This window comes from Campylobacter sp. BCW_6873 (assembly GCF_001762365.1).
GTDB lineage: Bacteria > Campylobacterota > Campylobacteria > Campylobacterales > Campylobacteraceae > Campylobacter_D > Campylobacter_D jejuni.
Genome location: NZ_MJWS01000065.1, coordinates 245,023 through 260,489, shown reverse-complemented (window position 1 = coordinate 260,489; position 15,467 = coordinate 245,023). Strand labels below are relative to the sequence as shown.

At 30.8% G+C, this 15,467-nt stretch carries 14 protein-coding genes and 1 pseudogene; all 15 read right to left on the bottom strand.

The features are described 5' to 3' along the window. Window positions 1-5 precede the first annotated feature (5 nt). Window positions 6-857, bottom strand: coding sequence for an ATP-binding protein (locus tag AJ932_RS05165; RefSeq protein WP_002861770.1), 852 nt, complete (start codon window positions 855-857; stop codon window positions 6-8). A gap of 62 nt (window positions 858-919) precedes the next feature. Next, the gene (locus AJ932_RS05160) at window positions 920-1,810 is read right to left on the bottom strand and encodes a helix-turn-helix domain-containing protein (RefSeq protein ID WP_002861771.1); all 891 of its coding nucleotides are present in this window, start codon (window positions 1,808-1,810) and stop codon (window positions 920-922) included. After that, the gene (locus tag AJ932_RS05155) at window positions 1,807-2,412 is read right to left on the bottom strand and encodes a thiamine phosphate synthase (protein WP_070278094.1); all 606 of its coding nucleotides are present in this window, start codon (window positions 2,410-2,412) and stop codon (window positions 1,807-1,809) included. Before AJ932_RS05155 ends, AJ932_RS05160 begins: the two co-directional genes overlap by 4 nt. Continuing rightward, complete coding sequence (gene thiH / locus AJ932_RS05150) at window positions 2,402-3,547, bottom strand: 2-iminoacetate synthase ThiH (protein ID WP_070278096.1); 1,146 nt, start codon at window positions 3,545-3,547, stop codon at window positions 2,402-2,404. Before thiH ends, AJ932_RS05155 begins: the two co-directional genes overlap by 11 nt. A 2-nt stretch (window positions 3,548-3,549) precedes the next feature. Then, on the bottom strand, window positions 3,550-4,326 hold the full coding sequence (locus tag AJ932_RS05145) for a thiazole synthase (protein WP_070278098.1): 777 nt from the start codon (window positions 4,324-4,326) through the stop codon (window positions 3,550-3,552). A gap of 2 nt (window positions 4,327-4,328) precedes the next feature. Beyond that, a complete protein-coding gene (gene thiF / locus AJ932_RS05140) occupies window positions 4,329-5,132 on the bottom strand; it encodes a thiamine biosynthesis protein ThiF (RefSeq protein WP_083261763.1) in 804 nt (267 codons plus the stop codon). Beyond that, the gene (gene thiS, locus AJ932_RS05135) at window positions 5,129-5,320 is read right to left on the bottom strand and encodes a sulfur carrier protein ThiS (protein WP_002858367.1); all 192 of its coding nucleotides are present in this window, start codon (window positions 5,318-5,320) and stop codon (window positions 5,129-5,131) included. Before thiS ends, thiF begins: the two co-directional genes overlap by 4 nt. Before the next feature lie 9 nt (window positions 5,321-5,329). Then, on the bottom strand, window positions 5,330-6,427 hold the full coding sequence (dapE, locus tag AJ932_RS05130; protein ID WP_070278102.1) for a succinyl-diaminopimelate desuccinylase: 1,098 nt from the start codon (window positions 6,425-6,427) through the stop codon (window positions 5,330-5,332). Window positions 6,428-6,430: 3 nt separating this feature from the next. After that, on the bottom strand, window positions 6,431-7,030 hold the full coding sequence (locus tag AJ932_RS05125) for a LysE family translocator (RefSeq protein WP_002861777.1): 600 nt from the start codon (window positions 7,028-7,030) through the stop codon (window positions 6,431-6,433). Next, entirely contained in the window at window positions 7,023-7,724 is a 702-nt protein-coding gene (locus AJ932_RS05120) for an SIR2 family NAD-dependent protein deacylase (protein ID WP_002827318.1), read from the bottom strand. Before AJ932_RS05120 ends, AJ932_RS05125 begins: the two co-directional genes overlap by 8 nt. Before the next feature lie 153 nt (window positions 7,725-7,877). Continuing rightward, complete coding sequence (locus AJ932_RS11025) at window positions 7,878-8,336, bottom strand: restriction endonuclease subunit S (RefSeq protein ID WP_410002269.1); 459 nt, start codon at window positions 8,334-8,336, stop codon at window positions 7,878-7,880. Window positions 8,337-8,347: 11 nt separating this feature from the next. After that, window positions 8,348-11,605, bottom strand: a pseudogene (locus tag AJ932_RS05115) (N-6 DNA methylase); the annotation flags it as partial. An 8-nt stretch (window positions 11,606-11,613) separates the two neighbouring features. Beyond that, window positions 11,614-13,824 (bottom strand): endonuclease MutS2, encoded by a 2,211-nt coding sequence (locus AJ932_RS05110; RefSeq protein ID WP_083261764.1) that lies wholly within the window; start codon window positions 13,822-13,824, stop codon window positions 11,614-11,616. After that, window positions 13,814-14,164 (bottom strand): membrane protein, encoded by a 351-nt coding sequence (locus AJ932_RS05105; RefSeq protein ID WP_002869116.1) that lies wholly within the window; start codon window positions 14,162-14,164, stop codon window positions 13,814-13,816. The genes AJ932_RS05110 and AJ932_RS05105 overlap by 11 nt, the downstream gene beginning before the upstream one ends. Beyond that, window positions 14,157-15,455 carry a UDP-N-acetylmuramate--L-alanine ligase gene (gene murC / locus AJ932_RS05100; protein WP_083261765.1) on the bottom strand — a complete coding sequence of 433 codons (1,299 nt, stop codon included), beginning with the start codon at window positions 15,453-15,455 and terminating at the stop codon, window positions 14,157-14,159. Before murC ends, AJ932_RS05105 begins: the two co-directional genes overlap by 8 nt. Between the last annotated feature and the right edge of the window lie 12 nt (window positions 15,456-15,467).

The window sequence follows — 15,467 nt, the reverse complement described above, 5'->3', positions numbered from 1 at the left end:
AAGCCTTATTTGTTAAGTTCTACTTTGAATATTTTACCTTCTGCCATCTTAGGAATCCATAAAATATTACCTTCAATAAATATATCTGCAGGACCTTTCATCAAAGGAAATTCAAGTTTTACAGATTTAACATTATCTAAATTATAAATATATCCATTTAGATTATTTCCCCAAGAACTTACCAATAAACCATCTTTATAAGGAACTATTCCATCATAAGATTCTTTTTCATTTTTAATTATACTGAGTTCTTTTGTATTTAAATCATAAGCCATTACAACACCGCCACTTACACCATCAGGATGATAACCAGCTATAAAAAGCTTATGTTTTTTTCTATCTAGATATAACCCATTTGGACCACCAAATTTTACTAAATCAAGTTTTAATAATTCATCATATTGCTTAGTTTTTAAATCAACCTTTAAAATAAGTCCTGTGCCAGTATCGCTAACCAAAAGCGTATTGTCGTCTAATTTTTCTATGTCATTTAAAAAGATTGCACCTTTAATAGGTAAATTAAAAATTTCTTTTTTAGTTTTAAGATCAAAACCGCGTAAAACATCGATATCTACCACATAAAGAGTTTTTCCAATCTCCATCATGCCTTTTGGTGCATTAAGATGGGTTAAAAATTTATATTCTAGCACTTTGCCATTTTTATCAAGCTTAGAAATAAATCCATCATTATCTTTCGCCAAAGGTTCAAGTTTTTCTCCTACATTAGATACATAAACATAGTTTTTATCTACAAAAATACTTTCAGGGCTTTTAAAACCATCAAATTCTTGATATTTTAATTCACTTGCACCAAGCAAACTTCCAAGAAGCGCTAAACTTAAAACATATTTTTTCATATTTTCTCCTTTATTTAAAAATATTTTCATTGAATTATATTTATTTAGATAAAAAAAATGTGCTAGTTTTTTGATAAAAAATACAAGTTTTTTGTTTTTTGATATTGCTTAGGAGTTTGCTCATATTTCTCTTTAAATCTTTCAATAAACCAAGCTACTGAAGAAAAAGCGCACTCATTAGCTATTTCATTAATATTTTTTTTAGAAAATTTAAGTAAAATCTTTGCTTTTTGCAACCTTTTTTCATCTAACCATTTTTTAGGACTTTGTCCAAAACATTTCTTAAATTCTTTAGAAAAAGTTGCTAAATCTAATTTCGCAAAATTAGACATTTCATTTACGCTTAAAAATTCTCTACCACAATACTCAAAAAGTTGGGAAAGATCAAGGCGAAATTCTTTTAAAATTCCTGATAAAAAACTAATAAAATAAATATTCTTATTTAAAAGCAAATGTAAAAAAATCTCTTCAAATTTCAAACTCACTATAGGATCTAAAATTTGCGTATTTTCTTCAAAATGCGGTGAAAAACTTTCCAAAATTCCTTGCAAAATCTTATCATTTTTTACCCAAAAAATTTCATAGTTTTGAAACTTTTGATCTAGTTTAAAAAAATCTTTATACTTATAAATAAGCTCAATTAAAAATGCATTGTCAAAAAAAAATAAATAAGCTTCATAAACTCCTTTACTAAGTCCTACATTGCTTAAAGTATAGCTCCCAGCTTTTAAAAACAAAGTTTCATAAGAGTTAATCTTATAATCTTTTGATGCAGTGTGTAAAATTTTATATCCTTTGCGAACAAAAGTTAAAAGATGACTTCCTATATTAACAAAAGTAGAATGCGAAGTATCCGTTTGTGTATATTTAGCAAAAGTGCAAGATTTAATTTTTTTATAATTGACACCTTTTAATTGCTTTAAATCTTCTGGTAAAGAAAGAATTTTATTCATCGTAAATTTTGCCTACATTCTAAAAGATACTTTTTAAGATCTTTTTCTTTCATTAAAATTTCACGCATACAAACGCCTGCTATATTTATATCTTTAAAATTTTCTATATTTTGAGCATTGATACCGCCTATAGCATAAAGTGGTATTTGACTAAATTCAAGCAAGGATTTTAAAAAATCAAGCCCTTTAGGCTCTAAACCCACCTTGCAAGAACTTTCAAAAATATGCCCTGCAAAAGCATAATTTACCTTATAGCTCATCGCCTCTAAAAGCTCTTCTTTGCTATGGACTGAAGTACCAAGTACATGAAAATATTTTACTAATTTAGGCTCTTTTCTTAGCAAAGAAAGCGGTGCGTGAAAATAACGATGTCCTAATTTTAAACACTCCCTATCAAAAAAATGCAAAAAACAAGTCACTTTTTGCTTTGCACAAATGCTTAAAACTTCTTTTGCTAAGTCATAATACTCAAATTCGCTTAAATCTTTTTCTCTTAAAACTATAGCATCTACCTTAGCCTTAGCAAGTTTTTCAATCTGCTTTAAGAAGTCTATTTCTACACATTTTCTATCGCTTATAGCAATGATTTTTTTATCCCACATAGATACTATCACTCATCACAGCTTGTAAATTTGATCTTTTAAGCATAGTTAAAATTTCATCCACGCTCCTATCATCTGAAATTTCAAACTGCCCATCGCCCTTTTTCTCGCCCTTATGTTCACCTATACCCACACTAACTCCTGCGCTCATTTTAGTAGCCCCAAGCTTAATAACCTCATCTCTAAAACCTATTCTTTCACGGCTTGAAATAGTAATGCCCGCAAAAGGCAAAAAGAGCCTATAAGCACAAAGCACTTGTAAAAGGCGTTTTTCACTCACATCTTTAGGATGAATTTTAGCATTATTGATAATAGGTCTTAAACGAGGCACCGAAATAGAAATTTCAGCATGAGGATAAGCTTGTTGTAAAAAATGTGCATGAAGTGCCGTAGCAAGGGCGTCTTTTCTAAAATCATCTATGCCTAAAAGCGCCCCAAAAGCCACTCCACGCATACCCGCTTTTAAAGCTCTTTCTTGAGCGTTAAAGCGATAAGGGAAAATGCGTTTTTCACCCGCTAAATGAATTTTAGAATATTTTAAAGGATTGTAAGTTTCTTGAAAAACAGTCACATAATCACAACCCTTTTCATGTAAAATTTTATATTCGTCTTCATTCATAGGATAAATTTCAACACCTACAACCTTAAAATACTCTCTAGCAATCTTGCAAGCATTTGCTATATATTCTACACTTGCAAACTCCCTACCCTCGCCTGTTAGCATTAAAATTTCTTCTAAACCACTTTTAGCAATGGCTTGCATTTCTTCGTGAATTTCAACTTCATTTAGTTTAGCTCTTGCGATTTTATTACCTTTTTGAAAACCACAATAAACACATTTAGAATTACAATAATTTGACAAATAAAGTGGGGTAAAAAGAGAGATAGAATTTCCAAAATATTTTTGCTTGACTTTAGCGGATTTAAAGGCTAATTCTTCTATGAAATCTTCTGCTGCGCTTGAAAGCAAAGCTTTTAAATGTTCTATACTTAAATGTGTTTGATTTAAAGCATTTTTAACATCTTTAGCGCTAAATTGACTCTCATCATAGCTTTGAACTTGACTTAAAACCTTGTTTAAAATTTCGCTTTTTATTTCCTGCATATGAGGTAAATGCTGCATATAATCTTGCATGATTAATCCCTTAAAAAGCCTGTTAATGGAGAACTTGCTTTAGCCTCGCTCACGCTTGCCAAACCCGCCAAAAAAGCCACTCTTCCCGCATTTACCGCCAAAGAAAAAGCTCTAGCCATCAAGGCTATATCTTTAGCTTCAGCTATGGCTGTATTTACCATCACCGCACTTACTCCCATTTGCATAGCTTCACAAGCTTGTGCAGGACTTCCAATACCCGCATCTACAATGATAGGCAAATCAATTTCATTAAGCAAAATTTGTATAAATTCCTTAGCACATAAGCCTTTATTGCTCCCAATAGGCGCTGCCAAAGGCATGATAGCCGCAGCTCCTGCATCACGCATAGCTCTAGCTGCGTAAAGATCAGCATGCATGTAAGGTAGGGGTGTAAAACCCTCTTTAGCTAAAAGCTCGCAAGCTTTAATCGTTTCATAATTATCAGGCAGCAAATACCTACTATCGCTTATCACTTCTATCTTGATAAGTTCTCCACAACCAAGCTCTCTTGAAAGCCTTGCAATACGTAAGGCTTCATCGGCGTTTCTTGCGCCTGAAGTGTTGGGTAAAAGTGTGATATTTTTAGGGATATAATCAAGTATATTAGCAATTTCCCCTGTATTTGCACGGCGTAAGGCTAGAGTGATAATCTGCGCTTTAGCTTCTTCTATGGCTGATTTTATAAGCTCTAGCGAATATTTTCCAGAACCTAAAATAAATCTTGAATTAAACTCGTATTTGCCTATTTTTAATTTATCATTTTTTAAATTTTCTTGCATTTTTACTCCTTATTTGCTAAAAGCTCTAAAACAAGATTACTTTGATGTCCTGCACAAATATTTACCCTTGGTGCCATAAGTCCATTTCCTAGCTTAGCACCATTTACCAAATCCCCACATACATAAAAATTTTTAGCAATTTTTCTTGTTTGTATGCTGTTGCTATCACCATAGCCCGCAAGCCCTGAAGCACAGATTAAAATACTATCTTTGTAAAATCTATGAAAATTTTGTGCCATCATCGCTTTTGCAATAGCACTATCAAAGGCTTCGCAAACTATATCTATATCTTTAAACAAAGACTTTAAATTATTCTCATCGATTTTTAAAGTGCAAATTTCAACGCTGATATAAGGGTTAATCTCGCCAATTTGCTCCTTTAAAGCTTCGGTTTTAAATTTACCCAAATCACTTACACGGTAAGCTTGACGATTCAAATTACTAGGCTCAATCACATCAAAATCAATCAGCTTTAAAAACCCCACTCCACTTCTTGCCAAATTTATCGCTATATGTGAGCCAAGCCCACCTAAACCACAAACTGCCACGCGCCCATTTTTAAGTTTATCGTGAAGTTTTGGTGTATGTCTTGCTCTCATCATAGCATCTAGTGCATCTTTTGGAGGTAAAGTATTTTTTTCTATGCAAAAAAGCTCATCATCTTCGTTTAAAGCGATATTCTCTTTTGTTGCAAAACCATTGATAATCCAAACATCATTTTCATTTTTGCTGATATTTTCAAAAAATTCCAAACTTGTTTTAAAGTCTGTATCAAGTTCTTTGCCATTGAATTTCACTCTCATCAACCGCCTCCTACAAAGCTTACGATTTCAGCTTTATCGTTTTCTTTTAAAATCAAATTTTCAAACTCACTTTTTGGTACGATTTCTCCATTTAATTCTAAAGCGATAAGTTCGATTTTAAAACCTTTTTCTTTGATAAAATCCATAAATTTAAGCTCTTTTAACTCAAGCTTTTGTCCATTGATAATCATTTTAAACCTTTAAAAATTTTCTATCAAGTCTTTAAAAACAAGGCAAAGTTTTTCAAATTCTTCTATACTTACTCTTTCATCAATAGCGTGAATTCTATCATTACAAACCCCAAATTCCACTACCTTTACACCGTATTTTGCAAAATACCTTGCATCACTTGTGCCGCCTTTAGTATTAAGCTCTGGCACTTCATGAGTGATTTTTTGAACGCTTTCATTCATTTTTTGAACGATTTTATTATCGATATTTGTCAAAAAAGCTTCGCTTGATTGTTTTAGCTCTAACTCATAGTTTAAACCATGACAAATTTTTTCTACATAGCTTTTTACATCTTCTAAGCTTGTATCAGGGGAATTGCGAACATTAAACATAAGTTTTAAATCATTTGGCGTAACATTACATACCCCCATACCTCCACGAATATCAGTAATAACGATTTTTGAAGGACTAAATTCAGCACTTCCAGGATCAAGATCAAAACCCGCTAAAAGCTTTAAAACTGGCGCAAAATCATGCACAGGATTGATACATTTTTCAGGATAAGCAACATGCCCTTGTTTTCCACGGATTAAAAGCTTTCCATTGATAGAACCACGACGCCCTATTTTGATACTATCGCCGATTTTTTTAACACAGGTTGGCTCTGCAACCACGGCATAATCAGGTAGCATATCTCTTTCTTGCATCCATTCTAAAACAGCCTTAGTTCCATATATAGCTTCGCCTTCTTCATCACTTGTTAAAATAAGACTCAGTCTTGCTCCTTTAAAATCTACATTCTTTGCCGCATCTACAAAGGCTGCTACTCCGCTTTTCATATCTTGAGCACCTCTTGCATAGATAAAGCCTTCTTTTTCCATAGGCACGAAAGCATCGCTACTCCAACCCTCGCCTGCAGGCACCACGTCTACATGCCCACCAAAAGCTAAATGATCACCCTCATCTTTAAATTTTTTAGTGAGCAAAAGGTTTTTAATGCCTTCTTTTTCTATAAAAAAAGCTTCAAAATCACTCAGTTCCATAGCGATGAAATTTAAAGCTCCATCATCATTTGGCGTAACAGATTTAAATTTTAAAAGTTCGATTAAAAATTCTTTTGCATTCATTTTTTATCCTAAGAAAGTTTTATATAATAAATTAAGAGCAAAATACTCTATAATTATAGCTGAAATTATATTGATTATAAAAACAACTTTTGCACTAAAAACATGACTATATCTTGCCACCACAAAAGCTAAAGCACTTACCCAAAAAAGTATAGCCACAACAAGTCCTAAAGTCATCAAATAAGCATGATCACTACTTAAAACCACGCTTGCAGCACTAAGCCAAAATCCTATCACAAAAGGATTTGAACCATTTAAAAAAGCTCCTTTAATATAACTTTTCAAAAGACTTTCTTTAAATTCTTTATGCTCTAAATTTAAGCTTTCTTTCTTTTTTCTTAGCATCAAGTACGCCATATAAGTTAAAAAACAAAAACCAAAAATCGCCAAAGAACGCATAAAAATAACATTGTCCAAGAAATTTAAAAGCCCAAATTGAAGCAAAAAAAGATAAAGCATATCTATACTAAATGCTCCAAGTCCTACAGCTATGGAATTTTTAAAAGCTTTTAGTGCATAAGTTAAAATCAAAATATTTACAGGTCCAAAAGGAACACTCACTCCAAAGCCCAAAAAAACTCCACTTAAAAAAGAATCAAACATTACCATCTTTCATAAAATTTTCTATATCAAGTGCGATTTTATCAATAGCGCTTATAATATCTTCTATATAGATTTTATCAAAATACCGCTCTAAATTTGCATCTTTTTCGTAGATATTTAAAATACTTTTTTCGCACATTGAAGCATAACGCCCTACAGGCAAAACCGCCCCACTTGTGCCTATGCTGATAAAAAGCGAAGTTTGATTTAACAAAGAATAAAGCGTAGCATAAGCAGGAGCTTGCTCTTCAAACATAACTATATTGTGTCTTAAATCCTTACTTTTGCATTTTGGGCATTGTTTATCTGTGATTTTTTCATAGCCTATATTAAAAATTTCTTCGCATTTTAAGCAGCGAAGTTCGGGCAAAAAGCCATGCAAATGTACTACATCTTTACACCCTGCACGCTCTAGCAAATCATCTACATTTTGCGTGATGACAAAAAGATTTTTACCCCATTTTTCTTTTAATTGTGCGATTTTTTCATGAGCATGATTTGGCTTTACATTTTGAAGTTGTGCCCTTCTTGCATCGTAAAAATCAAGTACCTTTTTAGGATTTTTTCTAAAACCTGTTGCAGAGCAAACCTCCATAACATCGTATTCTTCCCAGAGTCCATCATTATCTCTAAAAGTTTTAAGCCCACTTGGAGCAGACAAACCCGCTCCGCTTAATATCATAATGTTTTTCATCGCTAAACCTTATAAAATTTACAAAGTTTAGCGAAAAATGCTTTAAGAAAATAAATATTTTTGCAAGATTTTTTCTTTTTCTTTTTCTAATCTATCAAGTTCTATTTTATATTCATTGATTTTTTTCTCAATCTTGTCAGTTATATCTGCTATTTAATCTTGAAATTCCAAAGAAGGAAGTTTAACCCTTAATGCTTTTATTCTATCTATTGAAGCTCTAAGTTTTCTTGAAAATCCTTGTTTTTTACCAGCTTCATTTAAAACAAAACTTATGTATTTAGCATTTATTTTTGTATCATCAACCCTTAATACCCCACAATGATCAGTTGGATAAAACTTTTTATTTTTTGGTATAAATCCCACCATCCAATCTCCATCTATACCCCACAAAACAGAATCATTATCATAATCTTGCAAAATTTCTTTATTAACAAATCCAAATACTTCCAACACATTTGCACTATAAACAGGAATTTGTCCATTTTCAAGCAGCTCATTATTTAAAACTCTTTTTCCAATACTTAGTTTAAAAATTGGATTTGATAAAGCATATTCTTTAATTGTTTTATTAAATGATGATAAAAATTCACTATCCAAATTTATTTTACACAAATTATTAATTTTATCTAAAATAGAATTTAGCTCATACCCCCCCCATCATCTATAATACCACATTTTTGAAGTATTGCTTTGATTAGCTTTTGGTACTCTTCTATACTCATTCTTATTGTGTTATACTGCTCTTCTACCTTTTCACACTCTGCTATGATTTGTTTTTGAATTTCAAGCGGTGGTTTTGGAATAACCATATTTTGCAAGATTCCTAAATTTATATTTTGTTGCGAAGTTATAATAACTTCGTTATATAATTGAAATTTAAAATAATCAATAGCATACATAAGATATTTATTTATAAATTCTTTATTTGGAATAATAGCTACTATAGCTTGATTTGTTGTCATATCTTCGCCTAATATTCCAACTCTACCAATAGTTGCATAAATTGAAACAACAACAGCACCTTTTTGTATCATTTTTGCATTAGAATTCTTAAAACCCTCTCTTGTAATTTTTTCTTTAGTATCCATAATAACTTGACGATTAGAGTAATCGCTAATTGTTAGCCACTTAATATCCCCATTCCAATAATTTATATTTTTTCTTGATGGTGTTCCTCCCATGAAAAAATCTCCACAAATTTTCAATTTAACCAATGGGTATTGAGACTTTATTTCTTCTCTTTGAGTTTTTGGATTTAAACTTATAGCTTTATTAAATTCCACTTTTTCAAAATCCATCATATCAACAAGCCTTGCTTTTGTAGCATAAGTCTGTAATTCTTGCGGGATAACATCAAGCGTATTTAAAAAAGATTTGTAGATTAAAGTATTAAGCTTAGTCTCATTTTGTGGATTGCCTCTTTCAAAAAGTGGGCTCAAATAAGGCTCGTGCAATTCTTTTAAACCTTCATCACCTTTTCTATTACTCCACTCATAACCTAAAAATTTCTTTTGTTCTTTTATATCACTTGGAGATTTTATGATTAAAACTTCTTGATTAAGACTTAGACTAAAATAAAGCAATTTATCCTTTTCTATTGCCTGAGCATAAGCTAAAAAGGCTTTATCTTCTAAATCTTGCTTATCTTTACTTTCTTTATAAATTTTAGATTCTTTAAGTTTTTTATAATCACTTGTTTGCCTAAATGCATTGCGATAATCTTTAAAGGCTTCTAGCTCTGTGAGTTTAGAATCTAAGTTTCCATTTAAAAAATTGCTATAAAGCTCTTTATCAAATTTTCTAAAATCACAATATGCACTTAGATAATTTTGATAAAAGCTTTCATTGTCTTTTAAATTTTCAGCTTCTATGCGTTCTTTAATCAAACTATAATCTTGAGAAATAAGATGATTTTCTTGTTTAAAAGTTTCTTTTTTGCGTAAAAATAAAATAATCGTATTTGTCCCTGTTGCTCCAAATGTTTGATTACCTAGCTCTACAATGGTAATAAAATCAAAATTTTGAAATAATATTTCTCTTGTATTTTTATAAATAGAATCTTTATTTAAAATAGAACTTGGTAAGATAATAGCAGCTTTAGCATTATCATTTAAAATTTGATTTGCTCGCTCACAAAAAAAGCATTCGATAGAATTATTTGTTTCTATGTTTATATCATCGTTGAAAAGTTTATAAGTATTTTTAGATTTATCACTTAAAGTTTCTAAAAATCCTTTTACAGAATAAGGCGGATTTGCTATAAGCAAATCAAAACTATTTGATTCTATTTGTGGTTTTGCTTTTTCTCCTTCTAAATTATTTGTATTTGCTAATTCAAAAGAAGCAAGTGCATCAGCGTATAAAATATTGATTTCATTTTGCCCATACATTGCACTTGATACCTTAGAAACCTTACTTAAGCGATACTCTTTTTCAATACCATAAATATTTTTATAATGCTCTTTAAGCTCATCTTCTGTTAGATAACGCTTAAGCTCATTGGCATAGGTGTTTAAAAAATGTCCAGCACCACAAGCATAATCAATCACCCTTAAAGCTTTAGAGTTTTTGCTTAACATTTCGTGAAGCGGTAAAGAATACATAATAAATTCACAAATTTGAATAGGGGTAAAAAACTGCCCTTCATCTTGCTTCATACCTTTTTGCAAAAAAAGTTCAAAAAGATTGCCTAAAAATTGATTTGTAGAGTTTTGGGTAAGCTTGTAATTTGCAAAAAGCTCTACTATTTCTTTTAATACAAGTGCATTTTTTAAGAATAATTCTTTATTATGCACTTCTAAAAATGCAAAATCATTATTTGAATAAAATTTTAATTCTTTGATGTAATTTTGCATTACTTCTTTTAAAGTTTTTATCTTTAATTGCTTAAAGTCTTTTTCTATATCTTCATTAGATACAAAGGTAATTTTCTCTCCTAAGAATTCTTTCATAGCTTCTTTATAAAGCCACATTAATCTATCTTGCATATTTGCATAAGTATCTGCCATTACACCAAAATATCCAAATTTGAGATTGTTTTTATTAAAAGTTTCATCATAAATTTTGCAAAGAAAAATATTTACAAGTTTATCAAAGGCATTTTCCTTGCCTGATATATTATGCTTGCGTAAAATTTTTGCAAATTCGTGATATTTGCCTTCTTCTTTAAGTTCTTTAAGATTATCAAAAGTTGGAGTAATTTCTAAAATTTTATAGGCATTGACATTTGTTTCAAAAATACCTTGCTCGAAATATTGCAGTTCATAACTTTCTTTCCAAGTTTTAAAAAGTTCTATATTGTTATTAGATTTTTTATAAGAATTTTGCAATTCTTTTTCTTTTAGATATTCTTCGTTATCGTAAGCTTGTATGATGTAGTTTTTGTATTCCAACTTATCAATAAAATCACTTGTATAAAGACAAAGGTATTTTACACCTTTTTCTTGCTAGAGATAAGAAAAAAGCTGTCCTCCATCTTCTTGCATTCTATTCCATTCTTTTATAAACTCACTATTTTTAGAATCTGTGGTTTTACATTCTATAATTAAATAAGGATTGTTTTCATTATCCTTTACTAAAATATCAGCTTTACCGCCTTTCTTATCCCTGCCAAGATTCCATTTTGGCTCTAACTCTAAATATTCAGCCTTATAACCTTTTTCTAAAAGTCTATGCACACATTCAAAAACTACAAAATTTTCAGGGTGTGAAAAATTAGAAGTAGTTTTATCGTGAATTTTTATTTCTTTTGGATAATTAATACTTTGGTTTTTATAATCTATTAAAAGAGTGTAATTATTGATTGTTTTTACATAATTTTCATTTTTATTTTTAAAGCCTAAGTTTTTTAAAACTTGTTTTAAATTATCTTTTGTAATCATTTATTTCCTTATAATTTTACCACCTTAGCACCAAAGCCACCTTGATTGATCGGTGCGTCATTAAAGCCTTTGACACTTTTGTGAGTTTTTAAAAACTCTCTTACCGCAAAGGCAAGCTTTCCTGTTCCTATACCATGGTAAACTAAAACTTCATCAAAGCCTGCAAGCAAAGCATCTGAAATAAATTTATCAAGCCTTGAAATAGCTTCATCACTCCTAAGCCCGTGCAAATCCAAGCTAACGCTAAGATTAGTCGGTTTTGCCACACTAATGCTTGTTTTTGGACTTATTTTAGGTGTAGGAGTGCTTTTTTTAAGCAGTTTTAAAGGCACACGAAGTTTGATCCCATCGCTTTCAACCATAGCATCGTTTTTAGAAATGCTTATGATTTTACCCTTAATTTTTTCATATTTTACAAAATCCCCCACACGCAATTCTTCATTTTGCTCCATACTTGGCAAGATGATTTCTTTTTTAAGCTCATTGGCTTTATTAAGACTTCTTTGCTTATCTTTTGTATCTTTAAGCTGTATAGTTTTTTTAGCTTCTTCTATGGCTTTGTGAAATTTAAATTCTAAATTTCTCAAACTCGTACGAAATTCTTGTTCATTTTTTTCTTTTTGATCTTTTAAAGAAAGTAAAATTTCATCGACTTTTTGCTCTTTTTTCTCGACATTTTCAAGCTTAGCTTTTAGTTCTAATTCAAGATTGATATTTTTACCCACAAGCTCTTCTAAATTTTCTTTAGCCTCGCCATAAAGCTTTTTAGCCTCGCTAACTAAATTCGGCGGAATCTGATAACGCAAAGCCGTTTCAAAGGCATAAGATTTTCCTATAGTACCTTTTAAAAACTCATATTTTGGGCGTGAAAGCTCTTCGTTATATAAAGCAGCGATGAGTTCAACTTGCTCATTCTTTGCTAAAAGCATAGCAAGGCGTTTGTGGTGCGTGGTGATGATGATTTTAAGATTATTAGCTATGAGTTTTGAAATTAACACGCTATACAAACAAGCCGCTTCTTCAAAATCTGTTCCAAGCTCTATTTCATCTATACCTAAAAGCAAATTTTTCTTAGAAAAAAGTCTAGAAAAATGCAACATTCTTCCTGCAAAAGTTGAAATGTCGTTTTTAACATTTTGCGGATCTTCTATGATGGCATCAAATTCTTTAAAAGTACCGATTTTACTTTCACTTGCTTTTATATGTATAGGCAAAAGATGTTTAGCTAAAAATGCTGCGCTTAGCATGGATTTTAAAAGCATGGATTTTCCACCTGCATTTACCCCTGTGATGATTAAAACTTGTTTTTTAAATTCCAAACTCACGCTTTTTGGATTTTTTAAGGCAGGATGAGCGAAATTTTTAAGCACTAAATCCGTACTTTGATCACACAAAACAAATTCAAAATCCTTTTTTTTAGCAAGCAAAACCCTAGCACTATAATGATCAAAAAGATCAAAGGCTGTATTGATAAATTTTAAAAAAGGTAGGTTTTTTGCTAAAAAAGCTGAGAAATTTTTAGCGTATTCATAATAAATTTCTTCTTTTTGATTTTTGATTTTTTCTATATCATTTTGCAAATTTTCAACACTTAAAGGCACGATATAAAAGCCGCCACCGCTACTTCTACCTATGATTTTTGCTTTAATAGCGTGATTAAACCCGCCTCTTACAAGCAAGGCTTCAAGATTGCTTATAAGATGGATTTGTGTATCGATAAGATAAGGCATCAAAGCTTTTGTATGGCAAAATTTCTTAAACTCAACTATTATGTTTTCATTTTTTAATCTTAAAGCAGCATTAAGATTTACAAGTCTTTCATCTAAACTTTCTTTTAATTCCCCTTTCTCATCGAAATTCAAACAAAGCTCCAAAGCCCCGCTAACAAATTCTATCTTTTGCAACCAAGAGTCTAAATTTGTTCCTAGTTTTAATTTTTTTAGCTTTTCAAAATAACGAAAAATTTTTACAAATTCAAAAATTTCATCTAAATGTAAAATTCCTTGCTTGCTTAAATGCACTAAGGCTTTATCAAGATTGCTAAGCTCTGGCATAGTAGGAAATTCCACCTCGCAAAGCTCATGTATACGTTTAAAATGAAGATTAGAATCTCCTTGTAAAAAAATCTCCTTATCTCTTGCAAAAAGGGCTTTAAACTCTTCTAAATAGCTGTTTAAATCAAGCTTTGAGATCAATTCTTCTTTTGTATCATTCATCATTTAACCTACAATCTTTAATATCTATGATTAAAGAATTAAAACTTTGATTATTATCCTTTGAAATAAAACTTCCTGTACCAAATTCATAATTAAAATACGCCTTAGAAACATTGATATCTTTACATAAAATATTTTTATTTTGATTAAAAGCTACGATAATATCTGTTCTTAAATGACTTTTTTGTGTGTTTTCAAATTCAAAAAATACTGCTAAAACAATAAAAATCACAAGTAAAATACCAAAAAAAGGTTTGGTTTTTTTGCCTAATTTTTCACGCAAAGCAAAAGTGATTAAGGCTAAAATTAAAATAATTAAAAAATATAAAAAAACCCTACTCATTTTTTTGCCTTAATTTATTACTGATATCTCCTGCACCAAAACCTATAATAAGCCCTTCTTCAAAAACCTGTCCCTTGGAAGCTACTAAAAATTTACCCTCTCTTTTGATATCTTCTACAAATAAAGCCTTAGGAAAAACCGCTTTTAAATCAAGTTCTATAGGCTCTTCTCCTGCAGCATAAACAGGTAAAATTACAAGCTCATCAACACCTTCAAAAGCCTTTGCAAATTCCTTTAAATTTGTAGCCAAACGCGTGTAGCGGTGAGGTTCAAAGATAGCTGTGATTTTTTTATATCCACCTAATTTTACGTATTCTTGTGCTGCACTTAAAGTCGCTTTTATTTCAGTAGGATGATGACCATAATCATCGATTAAAACCAAATTTTCATCAGCATGTAAAATATCAAAACGCTTTTTAATACCTTGATAATTTTTAAGCCTAGTTCTTATCGTTTCTATATCTAAAAAATTTAGAGCCGCCAAAATCGCCAAAGACGCATCAAGAGCTAAATGATATCCCATACCAAAAACCTTAAATTCACCTAAATCTTTTAACTCAAAACTTGTAAAAGGTTTGAAATTTTCTATACACATGGTGCAGTTTTTGATATCTTTGCTTGGATAAAGTTTGATTGACTCATTTTTATAATTTTTCAAAAACTCATCTTCAGCATTAATCACGCGAATTTTAGCCACATCTAAAAACTGCGTATAAGCATGATGGAGTTTTGAAACTTCATTGCCATAATGATCTAAATGCTCTGCTTCTGCATTAGTAACTATAGCCAAATAAGGATTTGAATTTAAAAAAGAACTATCGCTCTCATCAGCCTCAAAAACAAGGTTTTGGCTTTCTTTATAAATCATATTTGAACCAAATTCTTTTAAAATCGCTCCGATAATCACAGAAGCATCATCAAGCAAAGAAGCTAAAATACTTGAAGTCGTACTTTTTCCATGTGCTCCTGCAACTGCAAAAACGCGCTTATCTTCTAAAATAAGAGGTAAAGCCTCTTTGCGTGAAAGGCATTTAATGCCTAATTCTTTAGCGTATTTAAATTCAGGATTTTCTTCTTTGATAGCAGCAGAATAAATAACTAAATCTTTGTTTAAAATATTGTCTTTATAATGAGGGATGCTGACCTTAACCCCTTCTTTTTCTAGTTCTTTAGTGATTTTACTCTCTTTAAGATCACTTCCGCTAATTTTAAAACCTTTTTCTTTTAAAAATCTTGCTAAAGCGGAAATTCCTATACCGCCTATGCCGATAAAATGGATATTTTGCATCATTTAAACCTTTAT

Excerpts from the sequence above, each read along its gene's own strand:
- AJ932_RS05165 (WP_002861770.1), bottom strand. The coding sequence starts at position 857 with ATGAAAAAATATGTTTTAAGTTTAGCGCTTCTTGGAAGTTTGCTTGGT.
- AJ932_RS05155 (WP_070278094.1), bottom strand. The coding sequence starts at position 2,412 with ATGTGGGATAAAAAAATCATTGCTATAAGCGATAGAAAATGTGTAGAA.
- AJ932_RS05125 (WP_002861777.1), bottom strand. The coding sequence starts at position 7,030 with ATGTTTGATTCTTTTTTAAGTGGAGTTTTTTTGGGCTTTGGAGTGAGT.
- AJ932_RS05160 (WP_002861771.1), bottom strand. The coding sequence starts at position 1,810 with ATGAATAAAATTCTTTCTTTACCAGAAGATTTAAAGCAATTAAAAGGT.
- dapE (WP_070278102.1), bottom strand. The coding sequence starts at position 6,427 with ATGAATGCAAAAGAATTTTTAATCGAACTTTTAAAATTTAAATCTGTT.
- AJ932_RS05110 (WP_083261764.1), bottom strand. The coding sequence starts at position 13,824 with ATGATGAATGATACAAAAGAAGAATTGATCTCAAAGCTTGATTTAAAC.
- thiS (WP_002858367.1), bottom strand. The coding sequence starts at position 5,320 with ATGATTATCAATGGACAAAAGCTTGAGTTAAAAGAGCTTAAATTTATG.
- AJ932_RS05120 (WP_002827318.1), bottom strand. The coding sequence starts at position 7,724 with ATGAAAAACATTATGATATTAAGCGGAGCGGGTTTGTCTGCTCCAAGT.
- AJ932_RS05145 (WP_070278098.1), bottom strand. The coding sequence starts at position 4,326 with ATGCAAGAAAATTTAAAAAATGATAAATTAAAAATAGGCAAATACGAG.
- thiH (WP_070278096.1), bottom strand. The coding sequence starts at position 3,547 with ATGCAAGATTATATGCAGCATTTACCTCATATGCAGGAAATAAAAAGC.
- murC (WP_083261765.1), bottom strand. The coding sequence starts at position 15,455 with ATGATGCAAAATATCCATTTTATCGGCATAGGCGGTATAGGAATTTCC.
- AJ932_RS05105 (WP_002869116.1), bottom strand. The coding sequence starts at position 14,164 with ATGAGTAGGGTTTTTTTATATTTTTTAATTATTTTAATTTTAGCCTTA.